Annotated in this window: 21 protein-coding genes; 9 read left to right on the forward strand and 12 right to left on the reverse strand. The window is 69.4% G+C overall.

The genetic code is table 11. From position 1 onward, the window contains the following. Positions 1-61: 61 nt before the first annotated feature. Complete coding sequence (locus tag QH290_RS28725; protein ID WP_280386325.1) at positions 62-718, reverse strand: DUF8020 domain-containing protein; 657 nt, start codon at positions 716-718, stop codon at positions 62-64. 348 nt (positions 719-1,066) lie between these two features. On the opposite strand from QH290_RS28725, the gene QH290_RS28730 reads away from it, so the two are divergent. Next, complete coding sequence (locus QH290_RS28730; protein ID WP_280386327.1) at positions 1,067-2,065, forward strand: DUF1906 domain-containing protein; 999 nt, start codon at positions 1,067-1,069, stop codon at positions 2,063-2,065. Between the two features lie 405 nt (positions 2,066-2,470). Next, positions 2,471-2,695: a hypothetical protein gene (locus tag QH290_RS28735; RefSeq protein WP_280270094.1), complete on the forward strand. Its 225-nt coding sequence runs from the start codon at positions 2,471-2,473 to the stop codon at positions 2,693-2,695. Positions 2,696-2,862: 167 nt separating this feature from the next. Here QH290_RS28735 and rpmF read toward each other — a convergent pair whose 3' ends face one another. Genes rpmF through mrf form a run of 3 tightly spaced genes read right to left on the reverse strand, consistent with a single transcriptional unit; the run spans position 2,863 to position 4,680 of the window. Beyond that, on the reverse strand, positions 2,863-3,036 hold the full coding sequence (gene rpmF, locus QH290_RS28740; protein WP_280266476.1) for a 50S ribosomal protein L32: 174 nt from the start codon (positions 3,034-3,036) through the stop codon (positions 2,863-2,865). A gap of 2 nt (positions 3,037-3,038) precedes the next feature. Then, positions 3,039-3,332: a type B 50S ribosomal protein L31 gene (locus QH290_RS28745; RefSeq protein WP_280266477.1), complete on the reverse strand. Its 294-nt coding sequence runs from the start codon at positions 3,330-3,332 to the stop codon at positions 3,039-3,041. Between the two features lie 4 nt (positions 3,333-3,336). Next, positions 3,337-4,680: a ribosome hibernation factor-recruiting GTPase MRF gene (gene mrf / locus QH290_RS28750; RefSeq protein ID WP_280386336.1), complete on the reverse strand. Its 1,344-nt coding sequence runs from the start codon at positions 4,678-4,680 to the stop codon at positions 3,337-3,339. A gap of 159 nt (positions 4,681-4,839) precedes the next feature. Here mrf and rpmB point away from each other — a divergent pair, with 159 nt between their 5' ends. From rpmB to rpsR, 4 genes are read left to right on the forward strand one after another with little or no spacing between them, the layout of a single operon-like run. Continuing rightward, positions 4,840-5,076, forward strand: coding sequence for a 50S ribosomal protein L28 (rpmB, locus tag QH290_RS28755; protein WP_011211510.1), 237 nt, complete (start codon positions 4,840-4,842; stop codon positions 5,074-5,076). Further along, entirely contained in the window at positions 5,076-5,240 is a 165-nt protein-coding gene (rpmG, locus tag QH290_RS28760; RefSeq protein ID WP_068014892.1) for a 50S ribosomal protein L33, read from the forward strand. The genes rpmB and rpmG overlap by 1 nt, the downstream gene beginning before the upstream one ends. 2 nt (positions 5,241-5,242) lie before the next feature. Beyond that, entirely contained in the window at positions 5,243-5,548 is a 306-nt protein-coding gene (rpsN, locus tag QH290_RS28765; protein ID WP_280266479.1) for a 30S ribosomal protein S14, read from the forward strand. Between the two features lie 36 nt (positions 5,549-5,584). Next, positions 5,585-5,839, forward strand: a complete 255-nt coding sequence (rpsR, locus tag QH290_RS28770) for a 30S ribosomal protein S18 (RefSeq protein ID WP_280266480.1) — start codon at positions 5,585-5,587, stop codon at positions 5,837-5,839. Positions 5,840-5,995: 156 nt separating this feature from the next. Here the strand turns inward: rpsR and QH290_RS28775 are convergent, their stop codons facing one another. Further along, complete coding sequence (locus QH290_RS28775; protein WP_280266481.1) at positions 5,996-6,556, reverse strand: LysM peptidoglycan-binding domain-containing protein; 561 nt, start codon at positions 6,554-6,556, stop codon at positions 5,996-5,998. A gap of 201 nt (positions 6,557-6,757) precedes the next feature. On the opposite strand from QH290_RS28775, the gene QH290_RS28780 reads away from it, so the two are divergent. Next, positions 6,758-7,219 (forward strand): hypothetical protein, encoded by a 462-nt coding sequence (locus QH290_RS28780; protein WP_280266482.1) that lies wholly within the window; start codon positions 6,758-6,760, stop codon positions 7,217-7,219. A 290-nt stretch (positions 7,220-7,509) separates the two neighbouring features. Here the strand turns inward: QH290_RS28780 and purH are convergent, their stop codons facing one another. The 6 genes from purH to sucC all read right to left on the reverse strand — a co-directional run bounded on the left by purH (position 7,510) and on the right by sucC (position 15,074). Beyond that, positions 7,510-9,072 carry a bifunctional phosphoribosylaminoimidazolecarboxamide formyltransferase/IMP cyclohydrolase gene (gene purH / locus QH290_RS28785; RefSeq protein WP_280266483.1) on the reverse strand — a complete coding sequence of 521 codons (1,563 nt, stop codon included), beginning with the start codon at positions 9,070-9,072 and terminating at the stop codon, positions 7,510-7,512. Then, positions 9,069-9,701, reverse strand: coding sequence for a phosphoribosylglycinamide formyltransferase (gene purN, locus QH290_RS28790; RefSeq protein WP_280386339.1), 633 nt, complete (start codon positions 9,699-9,701; stop codon positions 9,069-9,071). Before purN ends, purH begins: the two co-directional genes overlap by 4 nt. Positions 9,702-9,788: 87 nt before the next feature. Continuing rightward, the gene (locus QH290_RS28795) at positions 9,789-11,315 is read right to left on the reverse strand and encodes a cell division protein PerM (RefSeq protein WP_280386340.1); all 1,527 of its coding nucleotides are present in this window, start codon (positions 11,313-11,315) and stop codon (positions 9,789-9,791) included. Between the two features lie 383 nt (positions 11,316-11,698). Beyond that, positions 11,699-12,814: a DUF5336 domain-containing protein gene (locus tag QH290_RS28800; RefSeq protein ID WP_280386341.1), complete on the reverse strand. Its 1,116-nt coding sequence runs from the start codon at positions 12,812-12,814 to the stop codon at positions 11,699-11,701. 165 nt (positions 12,815-12,979) lie between these two features. After that, the gene (sucD, locus tag QH290_RS28805) at positions 12,980-13,894 is read right to left on the reverse strand and encodes a succinate--CoA ligase subunit alpha (RefSeq protein ID WP_280262969.1); all 915 of its coding nucleotides are present in this window, start codon (positions 13,892-13,894) and stop codon (positions 12,980-12,982) included. Positions 13,895-13,907: 13 nt separating this feature from the next. Beyond that, entirely contained in the window at positions 13,908-15,074 is a 1,167-nt protein-coding gene (sucC, locus tag QH290_RS28810) for an ADP-forming succinate--CoA ligase subunit beta (protein ID WP_280262968.1), read from the reverse strand. A gap of 581 nt (positions 15,075-15,655) precedes the next feature. Between sucC and QH290_RS28815 the strand changes: the two genes are divergently transcribed. Then, the gene (locus tag QH290_RS28815; RefSeq protein WP_280262966.1) at positions 15,656-16,768 is read left to right on the forward strand and encodes a M23 family metallopeptidase; all 1,113 of its coding nucleotides are present in this window, start codon (positions 15,656-15,658) and stop codon (positions 16,766-16,768) included. A 161-nt stretch (positions 16,769-16,929) separates the two neighbouring features. Here QH290_RS28815 and QH290_RS28820 read toward each other — a convergent pair whose 3' ends face one another. Further along, positions 16,930-18,879, reverse strand: a complete 1,950-nt coding sequence (locus tag QH290_RS28820) for a 3'-5' exonuclease (RefSeq protein ID WP_483244254.1) — start codon at positions 18,877-18,879, stop codon at positions 16,930-16,932. Here QH290_RS28820 and QH290_RS38310 point away from each other — a divergent pair. Next, positions 18,769-18,999: hypothetical protein (locus QH290_RS38310; RefSeq protein ID WP_483244253.1), on the forward strand; the 231-nt coding region annotated here is incomplete at its 3' end. The two genes, QH290_RS28820 and QH290_RS38310, sit on opposite strands and share 111 nt — an antisense overlap.

Here is an 18,999-nt window from a genome sequence, read left to right on the forward strand (position 1 = left end):
GGGGGGGGGGGGGGGGGGGGGGGGGGGGGCCCCCCCCCCCCCGGTTTCTCGTGGGGCCGGGTCAGCCCGGGGGGGCGGGGGTGTTGATTCGGTTGAAGTACTCGATGGCTACGGCGATGCCTGCCACGCCGCCGACGGTGATCATGCCCGCCGCGGCACCCAGGGGGGCGGCCAGGGCGGCGCCGGTGAGGCAGCCGCCGATCGCGCCCGGGATGATCAGGAACGGCGTGCCGACGAGCGCGCCCAGGGCGCAGCCGGCGCCGAGGCCGATGACGGTGCCGACCAGCGTGCCGACGCCGGTCGCCAGCGCGAATTCGGTGCCGGCGTTCGACATCGCGTCGTCCATCTCCTCGCGCGAGGCGACGTCGTGCAGCATCGGGGCCGGGTGGGCGGCCGCCGGGTCGACGCTCGGGGTCAGCGTGATCTTGTTAGGACCCTCGGTCTGGGCCGCGATCGGGTACTCCAGGCCGTCGCGCAGGTAGCTCAGCGGAAATCCAGCAACCACGTTGCCGAGATTGTCGCGGACCTGTAGCTGGTTGCCCTCGGTGTCGATCGAACCGGCATCGGTCTGCAGCACCACGGACTTGTCGACCACGTTCGCGTTGTAGTGGATATCGGGATTGTCGACCACCGCGGGCTGCGCGTAGGCCGAACCGGCACTGATCCCGACAGCCGCGATGACCAGTGCGGATGTCGCGGCGAACTTCCTGAACTTCATACCCTCGAACACTTTCTGTCAGCAGTTGCGCCACCAACCTCCGGCGCGCGCAGGCTCGGAAAAATGAACCTGTCTGTAGGTTCACCCGAGTTGATTACAGATCGGTAACATACTGTGCCGAAGGGTCGCTGGAAAAGTGCCAGACGTGTTAAAAGGCCGCAAATTCGGACACAGAATCGCCTTCTGACGGGCTCAGCAAACTCTCAGCTTGTTTTCTGTGAGATGTGTTACAGCGCCATCCCGTCAGGCATCGACCGGATGCTGCCCGGCACCGCGGACGGAGACCGCCGGAGAGCAGTTCGCGAATGCGCCAGCGGGCGGCGCATCACGCGAATTACACTGGTACATATGCGTTTCGGCTTGGACTACGCCGCCGGCAGACCGGGCGGCCGAGCCATCCGGGCCGCCGGGTACGACTTCGTGGTCCGGTATCTGTCCCCGGGCGGGCCGACCCTGCCGGGCAAGCTGCTCACTCCCGAGGAGGCCGACGATCTACGCGCGCACGGCGTGTCGATCGCGTCGAACTGGGAGACCACCGCCACCCGCATGCTCGACGGCTACGGCGCCGGTGTCACCGACGCCGGGGCCGCGCTGGCCCAGGTGCTGCGGTGCGGCGGCCGCACCGACCGGCCCATCTATTTCTCGGTCGATTTCGACGCCACCCCGGCCCAGCAGGTGCCCATCAACGCCTACCTCGACGGCGCGGCCACCGTGCTCGGCCGCGAGTGGGTGGGGATCTACGGCGGGTACTGGCCGGTGAGCCGCGCCCTGGATGCCGGGGTCGCGCGCTGGGCCTGGCAGACCGATGCGTGGTCGGGCAGCAATGTCGAGACGCGGCGGCAGCTGCACCAGACCACGCGGCAGGTGGTGGTCGGGGGCGTGGTCTGCGATGTGAACGAGGCGGAGGCCGAGGATTTCGGCCAATGGGATCAGGAGGGACCGGACGTGACGCCGGAACAGGACGCGATTCTGCGCGATATTCAGATCCAGCTGCGCGGACCCGGCCTGTCCGGCTGGCCGCAGTTGGGCCAGGACGCGGAGGGCCGCAATCGCACGCTGGTGGACGGGGTATCCGGCGCGCTGGCATTGATCGACGAATTGCGCACCGAGATAGGCGATCTGGAGGCGACGGTCGCGGAGCTCGAGCAGGAGGTGGAGCGGCTGTCGGGCCGCCGCTGGCCGTGGCCGCTGTCGCTGCTGGAGGGCCCGGCGGGCTTGGTCGGCGATCAGCTGGCGCGGTTGGAGGCACTGCTGCCCGACCTGCCCCTGCCGGGGCGGGGCGACGAGGGCACGGACCGGGCCGACGGCGGGCCGCAACGGGCAACGGGCGCACCCACTTCCAAGTGAGCGCCTTGCCGCGATGGGAGAACTCGCCCGACCGGGCTACAAAGTGGCGATGAGCGGGTTCTCCCGATGCCCTCGGGGGAACCCGCCCTCGCGAATGAGAGTACCGGCGGCACAGCACGAAATCATCACTTCGATGAGACTTTTTCATTCCCCAAAAACCAACTACCAGTAGGTAGTTCGCCATCCAGCAATCATAAGGCAATCGAACGGAGTTTCGCTCGCGCAGCTCCCCACCCGTCCGGCGGGTAGCCACCGGAACGCCGCATACCGGCATATCTGCCATGTCGGACAGGAGCTGATGGGACCGAACGGTCTGTTATCGAAGCGGTCATTACCGCACGAAGCGGGCACACTTCGAGTTATCGTCGGTTGGCACGAACACGACTCGCTCCCAAGGAGATTCCGATGGCTGTCACCGTGTCCCTCGACAAGGCGCTCGACAAGGCGTATGAGAACAAGACGCTGAAGGAGATCCTGTCCGCTCCCCCGTCGGCACTGGCAGGGCTCACCGAAAAGCACGACGCCCAGCTACTGGATGCCCTGGGTGTCAAGACCGTCGCCGACCTGGCGGCCAACAAGTACTTCCGGCTCGCGGCCGCCCTGGCCGATCTGGCCGACAAAGAGGGGTAACCCCTACAGACGACGCCGCGGGGCCCCCGGAAGCGCAACGGGGGCGGGGGGGGGGCCCGGGGGGGCGGACACCCGGGGGGGAGGTAAACCCCCCCCCCCCCCCCGGCCCCCCCCCCCCCCGCCCCCCCCGCCCCCCCCCGGGGGGCCCGCGGTGCGTCCGAGGGGCGCTACAGCCGCGTGGGATCGATCAGCCCGCGCCGGACCGCGGCCACCAGCCGCCGCGGCACCCGATGAACGACGCCCCCGACGCTGACCGGCACCAGGTCGGGTGGCGTCGCCTTCCAGTTCGCCCGCCGGCTGCGGGTGTTCGCCCGCGACATGCGCCGCTTGGGAACCGCCATGCCTAGTCCTCCCCTCGATCGGACCGGACCGCGGAATCCGCTTGGCCGCGTTGCCGTCTGCCGTATTTGCGTTCGAACTTCTCCACCCGCCCCTGGGTGTCCAGCACGCGGTTGGCGCCGGTCCAGAACGGATGGGAGTCTGAGGTGACATCGACGGTGATCAGCGGATAGCTGTTGCCGTCGGTCCACTCCGCGGTCCGGGTGCCGGTGGCGGTGGACCGGGTGAGGAATCGCTTGCCGGTGCTCACGTCCTCGAAGATCACCGGATGGTAATCGGGGTGGATCCCTGACTTCATGGGCCTACCTTTCGTTCGTGCGCTGCTCGCCGGTCGGCGAGGCGCTGTGTGCCGGGTCCGCGGTGCCGCCGTCCTCGCACGGGTCGGAATGCCACTGGCCGAACGGGTCCTCCCACTGCGCGACCAGCTCCGGGGCGCCGCGCACCAGCAGCAGCTCGGCCTCGTCGACCAGGGCCCAGTGCAGGGCGTGGCGAATCTCGTTCGGGTCGGCGTCGCAGGCCAGCACGATCAGGGAGATGTCGCGGTCGCCGAAGTGCTCGTCCCAGCGCAGCGCGGCCATCGCCTGCCGATCGGGGTCGGCGGCGGCCCGCTCGCGCGGGTCCAAGGCCGCCAGCCAGCGACCCGCGCTCCCGACCCGCAGCCCGCCGCCCGCCGACTCCAGCCACACGACCTCGTCGGGCTGGGTCGCCAGCCAGATCCGGCCGCGGGCGGTGACGACGCCGTCGAACAGCACGTCGAGGGCCTGGTGCAGGCGAGCCGGGTGGAACGGCCGGTCGGTGACGAATTCGACCAGCGTCACGCCGTGCTCGGTGTCCAGCGGCGGCTGCCCGCGCAACAGCGGGGCGTGCGCGTCGAAGATCCGGCCGCGCCGGGAGTCCGCCGGGATCCGCGCGAGGATGTCCTCGATCTCCCTGGCGTCCAAGGCATTCGGCTCGCCCGACCACACCACGGGCGCCTGCGGGATCAGCCTGTCCAGCACCGCCTGCAGCCGCGCCGCATCGACGCCGTCGAGTTCCCGGCCCGCGAAAATCACGGCGGCATCGGCGAATTCGGCCTGCCCGACGGCGAGCTGCGCCACCGTCCGGTCGTCGTCGGCATCGGCCAGTCCGCGCTCGGCGAGGGTCTCCTCGCTCAGCGCATCGGGCAGCCAGGTCCGTGCGTCGAGGCAGGTGACCACGGCCTCGATGCGCACATCCCGCCCCGCCGGGCCGTCGACGCGGCCCACCACGCCCGCGACCGGAACCTCGTCGATCGCATGGCATACCGCCTCCGCCTCGAAGGCCGGATCCAGCGCGATCACGATGCGCCGCACCGAATCCCGCGCGGCCAGCTGCACCAGCAGCGGCAGCAGATCCGCGCGCAGCGTGCAGGAGACGCAACCGTGCGCGAGCTCGTGCACGGTGTCATGCTCGATGAGACCGTCTCCGGCGCCGACCGGCGGGGCGGGCAGGTACGAGACCGTACGGCGGACGATGCCCTCGCGCAGTTCGGACAGGTCGTGTCGGACCACCACGGTGCCGGGCGTGTCCCGCAGCATCCGCGCCAGATGATCCACACCGGTCGCGGCGAGTCCCTCGAACCCGGCCAGCATCACGACCGGCGTGCGGCGGTCGGGATGAGACACCACCGGAACCCCTTTCGACAATGATTTTCATTTACCGTTCGCCCACGGTACAGTGTCGACCGGCCATTGTCGAAAATGATTGTCATTGCGGTGTGAGCGACGGGCCCGGCGGCACGCTGCCGCGGTCCGGGAGCACCGCCCATCGAGTACAGGAGGGCTCCTATGTCGGCTCACTGCCAGGTCACCGGGCGCAAGCCGGGCTTCGGCAAGTCCGTCTCGCACTCACATGTGCGGACCAACCGGCGCTGGGATCCGAACATCCAGCGCAAGACCTACTACCTGCCCAGCGAGGGCCGCCGGATCACGCTGACCGTCTCGGCCAAGGGCATCAAGACCATCGACCGCGACGGCATCGAGGCGGTCGTCGCGCGGCTGCGCGCACGCGGGGAGAAGATCTGATGGCACGCAACGAGATTCGGCCGATCATCAAGCTGCGCTCGACCGCCGGTACGGGCTACACCTACGTCACCCGCAAGAACCGGCGCAACGATCCGGACCGCATGGTCCTGCGCAAGTACGACCCTGTCGTCCGCAAGCACGTGGACTTCCGAGAGGAGCGCTGACCATGGCCAAGAAGTCCAAGATCGCCCGCAACGAGCAGCGCAAACTCGTCGTCGAACGGTATGCCGAGCGCCGGGCCGAGCTCAAGGAGCTCATCCGCAACCCGGCCACCCCGGACGAGCAGCGGGCGGCGGCGCAGTTCGCCCTGCAGCGGCTGCCGCGCGATGCCAGTCCGGTACGCTTGCGCAATCGGGACGCCACGGATGGACGCCCGCGTGGTCATCTCCGGAAGTTCGGTCTCTCGCGCGTGCGCGTGCGCGAGATGGCCCACCGGGGGGAGCTGCCCGGTGTACACAAATCGAGTTGGTAGACCACCCCGGAGCTCACGCCGAGAAAGGATGCTGACATGGCCGTGAAGCGAGCACCCTCGAAGAAGGTCCGTGCCGAGCAGGCGCGCCGCCCGAAGAAGAACCCCCTGATCGCCGCCGGTATCGAATACGTCGACTACAAGGACGTGAACCTGCTGCGCACGTTCATCTCCGACCGCGGCAAGATCCGCAGCCGCCGCGTCACGGGCCTCACCCCCCAGCAGCAACGGCAGGTCGCCACGGCCGTGAAGAACGCCCGCGAAATGGCCCTGCTGCCGTTCACCAGCCGCTGATCCCGGCCAAAAGCGCGCCGGGAAATGAAAGGGTGGGCGTGCGCTGGGAATGAGAAGGCGCGCGCTGGGGATTGAGGTTGCGCGGGCCGGATGGCGCGGTCGTAAGAGGAGCCCCGATGCTCGGCATCGGGGCTCCTTTGGTGTGGGGTGTTCGGGTCAGGGGATGGTCAGGACCTGGCCGACGTTGATGGCGTCGGGGTTGTCGACGCCGCTGGCGCCGGCGATCTCCAGGTAGCGGTTGCCGTCGCCGTAGAAGCGCTCGGCGATCGCCCACAGGGTGTCGCCCGGCTCGACCGTGTAGGTGCGCGGCTCCGGAGCGGGCGGCGGCGCCTGCTCCTCCACGACCGCCGCCATCTCGACCTCGGGCTCCGACGCCGGGAGCGGGTTGTCGGTGACGGTGTCCGAGGCCCACACCGCGCTGCCGTCCCGGCCGTACAGCACGAGGTTGCGGTCCGATTGCATGACCAGCCTGTCGACATCCTTGCCGTTGGTGTCGGTGGCCCAGGCGGGCCCGCTGTCGGCGTAGAGCACGAAGTTGCCGTCGTCCTGCAGGACGGCGCGCTGCACACCCCGCTCGTGCGTATTGGTCGCCCAGACGACGCCGCCCGGTTCGGAAAGCACCAGGTTACCGTCGTTCTGAAGCGTCAGGGTGTACGCGCCGCCCTGCAGGGATTGGCCGAGACCGAGTTCTTCGCCCACGTTCAGGGAGTCGCCCACGATAGTTTCCTTTCGGAGAAGGGGATCACTTCGTCGGTAGCAAGATGGCGCCCGAACCGCGTTCGCTCATCGTTTGCGAACGATAGTTGTCCGGCCTCCGCAGCGCAGCGTTTACGCACAGTCGTTGCAGAAAGTTCACTGGGTCGTCGGGGTCTGCGACCGGTGCGGACCGGCGATCGCGGCCCACTAGGGTGGACGATCATGAACTGGATCTCGGGACGGCGCCGCGCGGCCGCCACCGGTGTGCTGTTGTCGGCCCTGCTCGCCGCGGCGTGCGGCGGCACCGACGACGGTGGGACACAGGCGAATACGAGCACGAGCGCCCCCTCGGGCCCGAATGCCCCGATCGAGCTGGAACAACCGCAACCCGGGCGGATGTTCACCGCGAATCCCGCCCTCGTCGGCGCGCGGCCGATCCCGTTCGAGAGCTGGAATCGGATTGCCCCCGACCGGATCGCGGTGAACTTCCAGGTCGGCTCGCCCGAATGCTACGGCGTGGACGCGAGCGCGACCGAGACCGACAGCACGGTCACCGTCGAACTGCGCTCGGGAACGCTGCCGGAGGCGGTCGGGCGGATGTGCACGATGATCGCGGTCTTCGGCACCCTCGAGGTGCCGCTGAAACAACCGCTCGGCGATCGAAAGGTGCTCAGCGCCAAGTAGATTCGGCGCAAACGCAAATGCAAGCACAACGGAAGGCAGCACCGCGAAACCGCGCTGTGACCTCGATCACTATACGGTGCCATGCTGCGTTTATAGCTGGCTGATCTCACGCGAGACCACCGCGCCGGTGATACTTTCCCTGACACAGACCACACGAACCACCGGACTCGCGCCCGGCCCCGGCCGGGTCAGCGAAACCCGGGTGCCGGGATGAGGAAGGCCCGGCGGCTGGATGAGACGAAGCCCTGCGCGGAACGGTATTTCGCGCAGGGCTTCGGCTTTCGGTGACCTCAGTGGGCGAAGTGCCGCGCCCCCGTCAGATACATCGTCAGCCCGGCTTCCCGGCAGGCGTCGATGGTCAGCTGATCGCGCACCGAACCACCCGGCTGCACAATGGCTTTCACCCCCGCCGCGATCAGCTGCTGCGGGCCGTCCGGGAACGGGAAGTAGGCATCGGAGGCCGCGACCGAACCCTTCGCGCGGTCCCCGGCGCGCAGCACCGCCAGATGCACCGCATCGACCCGGTTGACCTGCCCCATGCCGACGCCGACCGAGGCGCCGTCGTGCGCCAGCAGGATCGCGTTCGATTTCACCGCACGGCAAGCGCGCCAAGCGAATTCGAGATCGGCGAGGGTCGCCGCATCGGCGGCCTCGCCCGCGGCCAGGGTCCAGTTGGCCGGATCGTCGCCCTCGGCGTCGACGATATCGGACTGCTGCAGCAGCGCGCCGCCGCTGATCGGGCGCAGCTCCACGCCCCCGCGGCGCGGCCGATCGGCGACCAGGATGCGCACATTCTTCTTGCGCTGCAACACTTCCACCGCGCCGTCGGCGTAGCCGGGGGCGACGATCACCTCGGTGAAGATCTCGGCGACCTGTTCTGCCATCCCCACGGTCACCTCGCGATTGGCCGCGATGACGCCGCCGAACGCGCTGACCGGATCGCACGCGTGCGCCTTGCGGTGCGCCTCGGCGATATCGGCGCCGATCGCGATGCCGCAGGGGTTGGCATGCTTGACGATCGCCACGGTGGGCGCGGTGTGGTCCCACGCCGCCCGCCACGCGGCGTCGGCATCGGTGTAGTTGTTGTACGACATCTCCTTGCCGTGCAACTGCTTTGCCTGCGCCAGGCCCGCGACCGCGCCGTCGGCCGCGTACAGCGCCGCGGGCTGGTGCGGATTCTCGCCGTAGCGCAGCACCGCCTCGCGGGTCCAGGTCGCGCCCAGCCACTGCGGAAAGCGCTGCCCGGCAGCGGGATCGGCGGTCAGCACGTCGGTCATCCAGCTCGCCACCGCGACGTCGTAGCTCGCGGTGTGCTGGAATGCCTTGGCCGCCAGCGTGGTTCGCTCGGCGAGGGTGAATCCGCCGGACTTCACCGCGGCCAGCGCATCGTCGTAGTCCCCGGTATCGACGACCACCGCCACCGACGGATGGTTCTTGGCGGCCGCGCGCACCATGGACGGGCCGCCGATGTCGATCTGCTCGACGCACTCGTCGGGGGTGGCACCACTCGCGACGGTCTCTGTGAACGGGTACAGGTTCACCACCACCAGGTCGAACGCCTCCACGCCCAGTTCGACCAGCTGTTCGGCGTGCTCCGGCTTGCGCAGATCGGCCAGGATGCCCGCGTGCACCCGCGGATGCAGGGTCTTCACCCGACCGTCCAGGGTTTCCGGGAACCCGGTCAGATCCTCCACCTTGGTCACCGGGACGCCGGCGTCGGCGATGCGCGCCGCGGTCGACCCGGTCGACACCAGCTCCACGCCCGCGGCGTGCAGCCCGGTGGCCAGCTCGACGAGCCCGGCCTTGTCGTAGACGCTCACCAGCGCCCTGCGGATCGGTTTGCGCTCAGTCACCGGAAAACTCGCTCATCTGGGATTACTGCCTTTCGTCCATCGGAGACAATGCCTCGGGTCGCGACGGCGGCCACCACATCGGCCAGCAGCCGCCGCTCCACCACCTTGATCCGCTCGTGCAGGGTCGCCTCGTCGTCACCGGGCAGCACCGGCACCGCCTCCTGGGCGAGGATCGGCCCGGTATCGATACCGGCGTCGACCAGGTGCACGGTGGACCCCGTCACCCGCACCCCGTAGGCGAGTGCGTCGCGCACGCCGTGCGCGCCCGGGAACGACGGCAGCAGCGCGGGGTGCGTGTTGATGATCCGGCCGCCGAAACGCCCGAGGAACGCCGGGCCGAGGATCCGCATGAAACCGGCGGACACGACGAGATCGGGCCGGTGGTCGGCGACGGCGGCGGTCAGTGCGGCGTCCCAGGCCGCCCGATCGGAATGCTCGCCCGACGCCACCCGGAAGTGTGGGACACCGGCGGCCTGCGCGTGTTCGGTTGCGCCGCACGGCCGGTCGACACCCACGGCGACCACCCGCGCGGGGTAGTCGGGCTGCCGGGTGGCCGCGAGCAGCGAGTGCAGCAGCGAGCCGGTACCCGAGGCGAGCACGACGACGGTCGCGGGTGCGGTGGGCGGCACCTGCTGGGCGGACGGGGTCGTCAGCGCTCTACTCCCTGTGTGTCGGACCGGCGGAGTCGGCGGCTACGAGGGACCGCCGCCTAGAGCCTAACGACCGCCGGTTGCGCCACCGTCGGGTAGGTCCGCCTCTACCACTTCCGCGTCGACGATGTCGGCGGATTCGTCCAGATCGTCGGGTCCGGAGCCGCTCGGGGCGTCGGCGAGGGCGGGTTGCTCCTCCACCAGCTCACCCTCGACCACGTCGCCGTCCACCACGCCCGCGTCGTCATAGTCGTCGTAGCCGTCGTCGTAGTAGCCGTCGGCACCGTCATCGTCGTAGCCGTACTCGTCGTACAGGTAACCGTCCCCCTCGTCGGCATATCCGTCGCCAACCAATGTCGCGGGCCCCGCCGACGGCAGGAACCAGCGCGCGCACACCAGGCCCACCAGCCCGGGAATCGCCAGCCAGGCGAAGGTGAGCGCGACGGTCAGCCCCACCGCGGGCCCGATGTGACCGAACGACCCCGCGGTGCCACCGGCCAGGCCACCGAGCACGGCCATCGCCACCGCCGACAACCCCGCGGCGGTCAGGGTCGCCCAGGGCGCGCGGATCTCGTCATAGGAGGTGCGCGCGCAGTCCATGCCGGTCCAGACGCCGACCGCGGCCGGGGCCAGCAGCAGCACGGGCCACCAGCCCGCGGCGGGCCCGGTGGGCACCGCGGCGAGAATCGGCAACCCCGGGACCGGCGCTCCCGCAACGGAGAACACGCTCAGCGCGCCGGGACCGATATGCACGTCGGCGCCGACCAGCAGGCCGGTCACGTCGATCGCGACGTTCGGCAGGTATGCCGCCGACAGCAGGGTCAGGCCGAGGACGCCGCCCACATTGCCCGCCGCGGCGTAGGTGTCGCCGAGCCGCGACCAGTGCGCGAGGAGCGAAACGACGGTGACCGCGGCCGCGACCAGCAGCAGTCGCAGCAGCGCGCGCAGTGCCGCCCGCGCGCCGGGCGCCACCCAGTCGGGCAGCACGGCGAACAGCTGCTCCCGCAACGGGTTCCGCCGACTCGCGATGCCCGCCACCGCCGCCACCAGGTGCAGGCCGCCCACCCAGCCGAAGGCGGCCAGCGTCGCGGGCGGCTGCAGCGCCACCACCGCCGAGGCATCCTCGGCCACGGCCAGGCAGACCGCGGTGATCACCAGGGGCCCGGCCAGCGCGGCGCCCACGATCCAGCCCAGGTCGGCGCGCGAGGCGTCCGGTTCCACCGCCCGGGCGCAGTCGCGCGCGACGAACCACATCACCACGCCCGTCGGCAGCAGCGGCAGCAGGCTCAGCGATGCCTTGCCGATCACCAGCGGAACCTGATGCACCGCAAGCCATCCCGCGGCGATCGCACCGGAGGCGCCGGTCATCGCACTGCCCGCCGACAGCAGCGTCGCGAGCACCACCGCCACCACGACGATCACCGTGACACCGGAGGTCCGCGCGGCGATGAACGCCAGCACCCTGGCCCGCTCCGGGCTGAGGGAGAGAAAGACGCTGTCCTCGGGGGGCGTGCGCCCGGATCCGGCGCGACGCCCCGCGGGCCGGTCCGGCGGTTCCCGGTGCTCGTCATATCGAGCCAGCGAGGATCTCATGACACCACCTTGTCGATCGTGCGCATCCACCGGAGCGATCCAGGCGAGCCGGCGGATGCCACCGGCGGCGCGACGTTCCCGGTCGAGAATCCGGCCACGGACGAGCCGTCGGCCCACGTCGCCGACGCGACACCGGAAGACGCGATGCGCAGTGGATGCCGCGGCCGCGAATGTCCTGCCGCCCGGAAGCTCGATACGCATGCGCGAACCGAAACCGACGACGACGGCCGTGCCCAAGCAGCGCCCGGCGCGCGAAATCCCGCGCGGACGGGCCGCTGCACACCTCACTCACAAGCACTGAGCGTGACACCCGAACACGCGTCGGCGAGCCAGGCGCGCCGCGTAGGGGCACGACCGGACTCGCCGACGTACGAGATGTGGAGTTACTTCTGGTCGTCCTCGGGGCGGAACGCCTTGGTGGCGTCCGCGGCCGGGTTGGCGGCCTGGCCCTCGCCGAACGGCTGGTTCTGCGAACCCTGGGCGCCCTGGCCCGACTGGCCCGACTGCCCGAAGTTCAGCCCGCCGTACTGCTGGCCCGCGGCGGGCTGTGCGCCGAAGTGCTGGGTGGCGTTCTCGTCACCGGCAGGCTGCTGCGGGCGCTGCTGCGCGCCGTAGGCCGACTGCCCACCCTGCGCACCGTACTGCTGGCCCTGCTGGCCGTAGGACTGCTGCCCCGGCTGGCCTTGCTGACCGGCCTGACCGTACTGCTGCTGGCCGTACTGCGACTGGCCCGCCTGACCCGGCTGCCCGTAGGACGGCTGCTGCTGCCCGTACTGCCCGTAGGACTGCTGACCGGCCTGGCCCGGCTGCCCGTATTGCTGCTGGCCGTACTGCCCGTACTGCTGCTGACCGGCCTGGCCGCTCTGCCCGTAGGAGGGCTGCTGCCCCTGACCGTAGGATGCCTGCTGACCGTAGCCGCCCTGACCGCCGAAGCCCGCGACCGCCGGCTTCGGCGCCGGTGCGGACATGATCTCGGCCTCGAACAGCACCGCGACCACCGCGGCCGCGGTCTGCACCAGCGCCAGGAACAGCACCACCCAGGCGCCCCACGCGAGGCTGATCTCGTCGGGCAGGGTGAACGCCTGCACCAGCAGGCCCAGGAATCCGGCGGCACTGGCCGCGGCGGCGGCGCCGACCCAATTCTGTTTGCGCAGCAGCGAAATGGCCGCCAGCAGACCGCCCAGCAGCAGGAACACCAGCAGCGGCGAGATACCGATCGCCTTGAAGAAGGTCTCCGACTGCTCCTCGGTGCGCACGCCCATGCCGAGGTCCTGGGCCTTCGTCTTGGCGAAGGCGGTGAAACCCAGCAGGAAGTTGATGATGCCCAGCGCGGCGACACCCACGGTCAGAAAGTACGGCAGACCCTTGGCAGCCCCGTCACTCGATTCCGGGGTGGGCGATCCTGCACCGGTACCGCTTCCCGGCTGGCCGTAGCTGGGCGCGGAGGAGGGCGTCGGTGCGGGCGCGTTGTACCCGGAGCCCCCGGTCGGGTATGACATGTCGTCGTCTCCTATCGAGTCCTTCATGGTCTACACGGCTGGATGCCCTCACTGACGCTACTGCAATCGCGCGTCCTGGTCACGAGCACAGCATCCGGGCAGATACTCGAACGACGAGGGCCGCCTTCCCCGGAACGGCAAGGCGGCCCTCGTAACACCCGTGGATCAGGCGGTGACGCTGGCCTTCTCCAGGATGGCGCGTGCCAGGGCGGCGGTCTCGGACGGCGTCTTGCCGACCTTCACGCCCGCGGCCTCCAGGGCCTCCTTCTTCGCCGCGGCGGTGCCCGACGAACCGGAGACGATGGCACCCGCGTGGCCCATGGTCTTGCCCTCGGGGGCGGTGAAGCCCGCGACGTAGCCGACGACCGGCTTGGTCACGTTCTCCTTGATGTAGGCCGCGGCCCGCTCCTCGGCGTCGCCGCCGATCTCGCCGATCATGACGATGAGCTTGGTCTCCGGATCCTTCTCGAACGCCTCGATGGCGTCGATGTGGGTGGTGCCGATGACCGGGTCACCGCCGATGCCGATCGAGGTGGAGAAGCCGAAATCACGCAGCTCGTACATCATCTGGTAGGTCAGGGTGCCGGACTTGGACACCAGGCCGATCGGGCCCTTACCGGTGATGTTGGCCGGGGTGATGCCGACCAGCGCCTCGCCGGGGGTGATGATGCCGGGGCAGTTGGGGCCGATGATGCGGGTCTTGTTGCCCTTGTCCACGTTGTAGGCCCACGCGTAAGCCGTGTCCTGCACCGGGATGCCCTCGGTGATGACCACCAGCAGCGGGATCTCCGCGTCGATGGCCTCGATGATGGCGTCCTTGGCGAACTTCGGCGGCACGAAGACGATCGAGACGTCGGCGCCGGTCTCCTTGACGGCCTCGGCGACACCGCCGAACACCGGCAGCTCGACGGCATTGCCGTCCTTGTCGGTGTGCGACACGGTGGTGCCCGCCTTGCGGGCGTTGACGCCGCCGACGACCTGGGTGCCGGCCTTGAGCATCAGCGCGGTGTGCTTGGTTCCCTCGCCACCGGTGATGCCCTGGACGATGACCTTGGAGTCCTTGTTGAGGAAGATAGACATTTTGTCCTTGTCCTTACTTGGCCGCTGCCAGCTCGGCGGCCTTGTCGGCGCCTTCGTCCATTGTCTGCGCCAGCGTCACCAGGGGGTGGTTGGCGTCGGCGAGAATCTTGCGGCCCTCTTCGACGCGGTTGCCGTCGAGACGGACGACCAGCGGCTTATTGGCCTCGCCGCCCAGGATCTCCAGGGCCTTCACGATGCCGTTCGCCACGGCGTCACACGCGGTGATGCCGCCGAACACGTTCACGAACACGCTCTTGACCTGCGCGTCGTTCAGGATGACGTCCAGACCGTTGGCCATCACCTCGGCCGAGGCGCCGCCGCCGATGTCCAGGAAGTTGGCGGGCTTCACGCCGTTGTGGCTCTCACCGGCGTAGGCGACCACGTCCAGGGTCGACATGACCAGGCCCGCGCCGTTGCCGATGATGCCGACCTCGCCGTCGAGCTTGACGTAGTTGAGGTCGTTCTCCTTGGCCTTCAGCTCCAGCGGATCGGTGGCTTCCTTGTCCGCGAATGCCTCGTGATCCGGGTGCCGGAAGTCGGCGTTCTCGTCCAGGGTGACCTTGCCGTCCAGTGCCAGGATCTCGTTGTCCGGGGTGCGGACCAGCGGGTTCACCTCGACCAGGGTGGCATCCTCGCCGATGAACACCTCCCACAGCTTCTGGATCGTGACCGCCGCGGCGTCCAGAATGTCGGCGGGCAGGTGGCCCTGCTCGGCGATGGAGCGCGCGAACGCCAGGTCCACACCCTTGACCGCGTCGACCGGAACCTTGGCCAGGCGATCCGGCTTGGTCGCGGCCACCTCCTCGATCTCCATACCGCCCTCGACCGAGCACATGGCCAGGTAGGTGCGGTTGGCGCGGTCGAGCAGGAAGGAGATGTAGTACTCCGACGCGATGTCCTTGGCCTCGGCGACCAGGATCTTCTTGGTGACGTGGCCCTTGATGTCCAGGCCCAGGATGTTGGAGGCGTGGGTGAAGGCGTCCTCGGGGGTCGCGGCATACTTCACGCCGCCGGCCTTGCCGCGGCCACCGACCTTGACCTGGGACTTGATCATCACAGGCTTGCCGATCTCGGTCGCGATCGCACGGGCGTCCTCGGCCGAGTCCGTGACCCGGCCTTCCGACGAAGGCACTCCGTGCTTCACGAAGAGCTCCTTCGCCTGATATTCGAAGAGATCCATGTACTCACCGTCTCGTCTGCGTTGTTGTACAACGACTTTGTTGGCGGCCCGTCGTCGGAGGCGGGTCGGGTCGGACTCTAATCAGTCACGGGGACGGGAAATCAGCCGCATACAGCCTAAGTGGCGCAGGTCACGGGCCCGCATACGGGGCGGCAAAACCGCTGGCCAACGCTACCGGCGAGTAGGTTGCTCGCGGCACGCCAGGTCGCGCGGGAGAAGGTACATATTCGGGGTCGGCTACTACACCTCGTCGTCAAGTAGGCTCACGCGAGTGCCCACCCGGCAGTGAGATATTCCTTGCTGTTATCGTGATCAATCTCACATGTCAGGACAGAGGGACCGCAGCGCTTGCCGACCTGCAATCGTTTCGTTACCGTCGATGCGGTCGATGTCACAGCACGGTCACGACGCTGACGGGAAGAAAATCTCTCGACGGCAGCAGTAGGCGTAACCACGGCGGGACTCATCACACGACACAGGAGGACGGCAGGCTTGTTGCAGCACAGCGCTCCGCAGGTAGAGAGCCGCTCCGCAGGCGACCCGTCCACCTCCCAGCTTCATCCCGTGCCGGAATTCCGCCGATGAGCGCCGACCCTTATCGACCCGGTCATCGCGCGCAGTCCGCACGCCGTTATCGCCGCAACGACGAACCCTTCGGCGGCCAGCAGCATTTCGGTGGTGCCGAGGCGTTCGGCGGGTACGCCGGATCGGCGAGCGCCCCGGGCGCCGCCGAATGGAATCCCGGCCCGGCCGAGAACACCTGGACCGCATCCGGATCCGCGGACTGGGACGCCTGGGGCACGCCGGAGACCGCGGCCGACCAGCACGACGTCTACGACTATCCCGCCGCCGACGACCGGCCCTACGACCCCGACCGGGCGGGCTGGCCGCGCACCGATGTCGGCGACACGCCCAGCCCGCTCGCCCGGCCCACCCGGGTCGCCGCCCGGCGCAGCGGTGCGCATCGGATGCCCGCACCGCCCGCCGCGCTCAAGGGACGCGCGGCCGTCGTCGCGGTCGCCGCGGGTGCCGTCGTCGCCGCCGGACAGGCGAGCATGCAGTCCGGCGGGCAGGGCCAGACCTCGACCGCCGACTACCAGGCCGACGGGCAGGTGCACGAGATCCAGGCGCAGGCCGTCAGCCTCGCCGACCCCGGCGGGGCCGGATCGCAGCAGTCCTCCCAGCTGGTCAGCGTCGCGCCGGTGACCGATATCAGCCAGTTCAGCGATATCCTGCAGCACGGCCAGCAGTTCGCCGAGGATCTGGCCGCGCAGGAGGCGGCCAAGCTGCGGCCGCTGTTCACCAAGTTCGCCTACGGAAACTTCACCTCCGGTTACGGATTCCGCTGGGGCGCACCGCACAACGGCGTGGACGTCGCGGCGCCGATCGGCACCCCCATCTACGCCGTCGAGGACGGCACCGTCATCGACGCGGGCCCGGCCTCCGGCTTCGGCATGTGGGTGCGCCTGCGCCACGACGACGGCACCGTCACCGTCTACGGCCACGTCGACACCACGACGGTCAACGTCGGCGAGCGCGTCATGGCGGGCGACCAGATCGCCACCGTCGGCAACCGCGGCTTCTCCACCGGCCCCCACTGCCACTTCGAGGTCCACCTCAACGGCACCCAACCCATCGACCCCCTCCCCTGGCTGGCCTCACGAGGCATTTCGCTCGGCGCCCAACGCGACTGAAGGCCCCGGCCCAAAGCACGCCGGGCCATAGGGAAGGGTCGCGCGTGCTGGGACAAGGTTCGCGCGTGACGGGCATAGGGTCCTGCGCCGTCGGTGCGTAGAACTGACGCATCGCATGGCGTGCGCGCTTTCGTCATTTCCGGCGTGGTTTTGGCCGGAAACTACAGCTTGACCAACGTGCGGCTGTATTGGGGGATGAGGCGGATTTTGCCTGCTGTGCCGAAGTCGATGGTTACTGTGGCCAGGGCGCCGAAGCCCTCGGCGGCCACTACGCGGCCGAGGCCGTATTTGTCGTCGCTGACGCGGTCGCCGACGGCGAGCACCAGGTTGGTGTTGTTGCGTTTGCCGGAACCGCCGGGGGCGGGGCGGCGGGGGCCGCGGTCGCGCAGGCCGGGGCGCTGGTCGGACCAGCCGTCGCCGCGGGTCCAGTCGCGTTCCAGGCCCTCGTCGTCGCCGCGGCGGCGGAAGCCGCGGGTGACCGCCGACGCCGCGGGCTCGAGCCGCTGCCAATCGACCAGGTGAGGCGGAATCTCCTGCAGGAAGCGCGATTCCGGATTCGACACCGGCTGGCCCCAGCCGGACCGCACCACCGCGCGGGTGAGATACAGGCGGCGGCGCGCGCGGGTGAGACCGACGTAGGCGAGGCGCCGCTCCTCCGCCAGTTCGGTCGGATCGCCCAGCGCCCGCATGTGCGGGAATTGGCCGTCCTCCCATCCGGTCACGAACACGACCGGGAATTCCAGGCCCTTCGCGGTGTGCAGGGTCATCATCGTGACCACGCCGGTGCCCTCGTCGGGGATCTGGTCGGTGTCGGCCACCAGCGACACCCGCTCCAGGAAGGCCGCCAGCGAGCCCGGTTCCGGTTCGCCCTCCGCGGCCTCGGGCACCAGGCCCTCCTCCCGGGCGGCCTCCACATTGTTGCGGGCCTCGGAGCTGAATTCGCGGGCGACGCTGACCAATTCGTTGAGGTTGTCCAGGCGGGCGCCGTCCTGCGGGTCGTCGGAGGCCTCCAGTTCGGCGCGGTAACCGGTGCGGTCCAGCACGGCCTCGACGACATTGCCGACATCCGGGAAGTCCAGGTCCTCCTGGGCACCGGCCGCGCGGATCTCGTCGAGCAGGTCCATGAAGCCCGAAATGGCCCGCTGCGCACGGGTATTCAACAACGCCACCTTGCCGTCGGCGGCATCGCGCAACGCCGCGGCAAACCCGATGCCCCGCTGTTCGGCGTGCACGACCACGCAGGCCTCGGCCCGATCGCCGATGCCGCGGCGCGGGGTGTTGAGGATGCGTCGCATGCTCACCGCATCGTCCGGATTTTCCAGGACGCGCAGGTAGGCGACGATATCGCGCACCTCCTTGCGCTCGTAGAAGCGGACGCCGCCGACCACCTTGTAGGGCAGTCCCATGCGGATGAAGATCTCCTCCAGCGCGCGGGAGTTGTTGTTGGTGCGATAGAACACCGCGACGTCGCTGTAGTTGTACTCGCCGTGGTCCACCAGGCGGTCGATCTCGCGGGCCACGAACGACGCCTCGTCGTGTTCGTTGTCGGCGACGTAGCCGACGATCAGGTCGCCGTCGCCCGAATCGGTCCACAGCTTCTTCTCGCGGCGGCCCTCGTTCTTGGAGATCAGCGAGTTGGCCGCGGACAGGATGTGCTGGGTGGAACGGTAGTTCTGTTCCAGCAGAATGGTTTCCGCGTCGGGGAAGTCGCGCTCGAACTCCTCGATATTGCGGATGGTGGCGCCGCGGAAGGCGTAGATGGATTGGTCCGCGTCGCCGACCACGCACAGTTCGCTGGGCGCGACCGCGTCCTCGCGCCGCACCGGCGTGAAATCGGGGTCGGCCGCCGTGGCCCCGGCGTCGGCGTCGTCGAGTTCGGCCGCCGCGTGGTGGCCGACCAGCTCGCGCACCAGCACGTACTGCGCGTGGTTGGTGTCCTGGTACTCGTCGACCAGCACGTGCCGGAAGCGGCGGCGGTAGTACTCGGCGACCTGCGGGTGATGCTGCAGCAACGCCACCGTCTCGCCGATCAGATCGTCGAAGTCCAGGGCGTTGGCCGCGCGCAGCCGCCGCTGGTATTCGGCGTAGACCTCGGCGACGATGCGGGGCAGCTCGCTCTCGTCGGATTCCGCCTCGGCCGAGGCGGTTTAGGGGTCGGTGTGCTCGTTGTTGAGGTTAGAGATGGCGGTGGGCAGCAGGCGCGGCGAGTAATTCTTGGGGTGGAGATTCAA

Source organism: Nocardia wallacei (assembly GCF_029869545.1).
In the GTDB taxonomy this organism is placed as follows: domain Bacteria; phylum Actinomycetota; class Actinomycetes; order Mycobacteriales; family Mycobacteriaceae; genus Nocardia; species Nocardia wallacei_A.

Bases quoted from the DNA above. Each gene is read 5' to 3' on its own strand.
- QH290_RS28725 (WP_280386325.1), bottom strand. From the start codon at position 718: ATGAAGTTCAGGAAGTTCGCCGCGACATCCGCACTGGTCATCGCGGCT.
- QH290_RS28730 (WP_280386327.1), top strand. From the start codon at position 1,067: ATGCGTTTCGGCTTGGACTACGCCGCCGGCAGACCGGGCGGCCGAGCC.
- QH290_RS28735 (WP_280270094.1), top strand. From the start codon at position 2,471: ATGGCTGTCACCGTGTCCCTCGACAAGGCGCTCGACAAGGCGTATGAG.
- rpmF (WP_280266476.1), bottom strand. From the start codon at position 3,036: ATGGCGGTTCCCAAGCGGCGCATGTCGCGGGCGAACACCCGCAGCCGG.
- QH290_RS28745 (WP_280266477.1), bottom strand. From the start codon at position 3,332: ATGAAGTCAGGGATCCACCCCGATTACCATCCGGTGATCTTCGAGGAC.
- rpmB (WP_011211510.1), top strand. From the start codon at position 4,840: ATGTCGGCTCACTGCCAGGTCACCGGGCGCAAGCCGGGCTTCGGCAAG.
- rpmG (WP_068014892.1), top strand. From the start codon at position 5,076: ATGGCACGCAACGAGATTCGGCCGATCATCAAGCTGCGCTCGACCGCC.
- rpsN (WP_280266479.1), top strand. From the start codon at position 5,243: ATGGCCAAGAAGTCCAAGATCGCCCGCAACGAGCAGCGCAAACTCGTC.
- rpsR (WP_280266480.1), top strand. From the start codon at position 5,585: ATGGCCGTGAAGCGAGCACCCTCGAAGAAGGTCCGTGCCGAGCAGGCG.
- QH290_RS28780 (WP_280266482.1), top strand. From the start codon at position 6,758: ATGAACTGGATCTCGGGACGGCGCCGCGCGGCCGCCACCGGTGTGCTG.
- QH290_RS28795 (WP_280386340.1), bottom strand. From the start codon at position 11,315: ATGAGATCCTCGCTGGCTCGATATGACGAGCACCGGGAACCGCCGGAC.
- QH290_RS28800 (WP_280386341.1), bottom strand. From the start codon at position 12,814: ATGTCATACCCGACCGGGGGCTCCGGGTACAACGCGCCCGCACCGACG.
- sucD (WP_280262969.1), bottom strand. From the start codon at position 13,894: ATGTCTATCTTCCTCAACAAGGACTCCAAGGTCATCGTCCAGGGCATC.
- sucC (WP_280262968.1), bottom strand. From the start codon at position 15,074: ATGGATCTCTTCGAATATCAGGCGAAGGAGCTCTTCGTGAAGCACGGA.
- QH290_RS28815 (WP_280262966.1), top strand. From the start codon at position 15,656: ATGAGCGCCGACCCTTATCGACCCGGTCATCGCGCGCAGTCCGCACGC.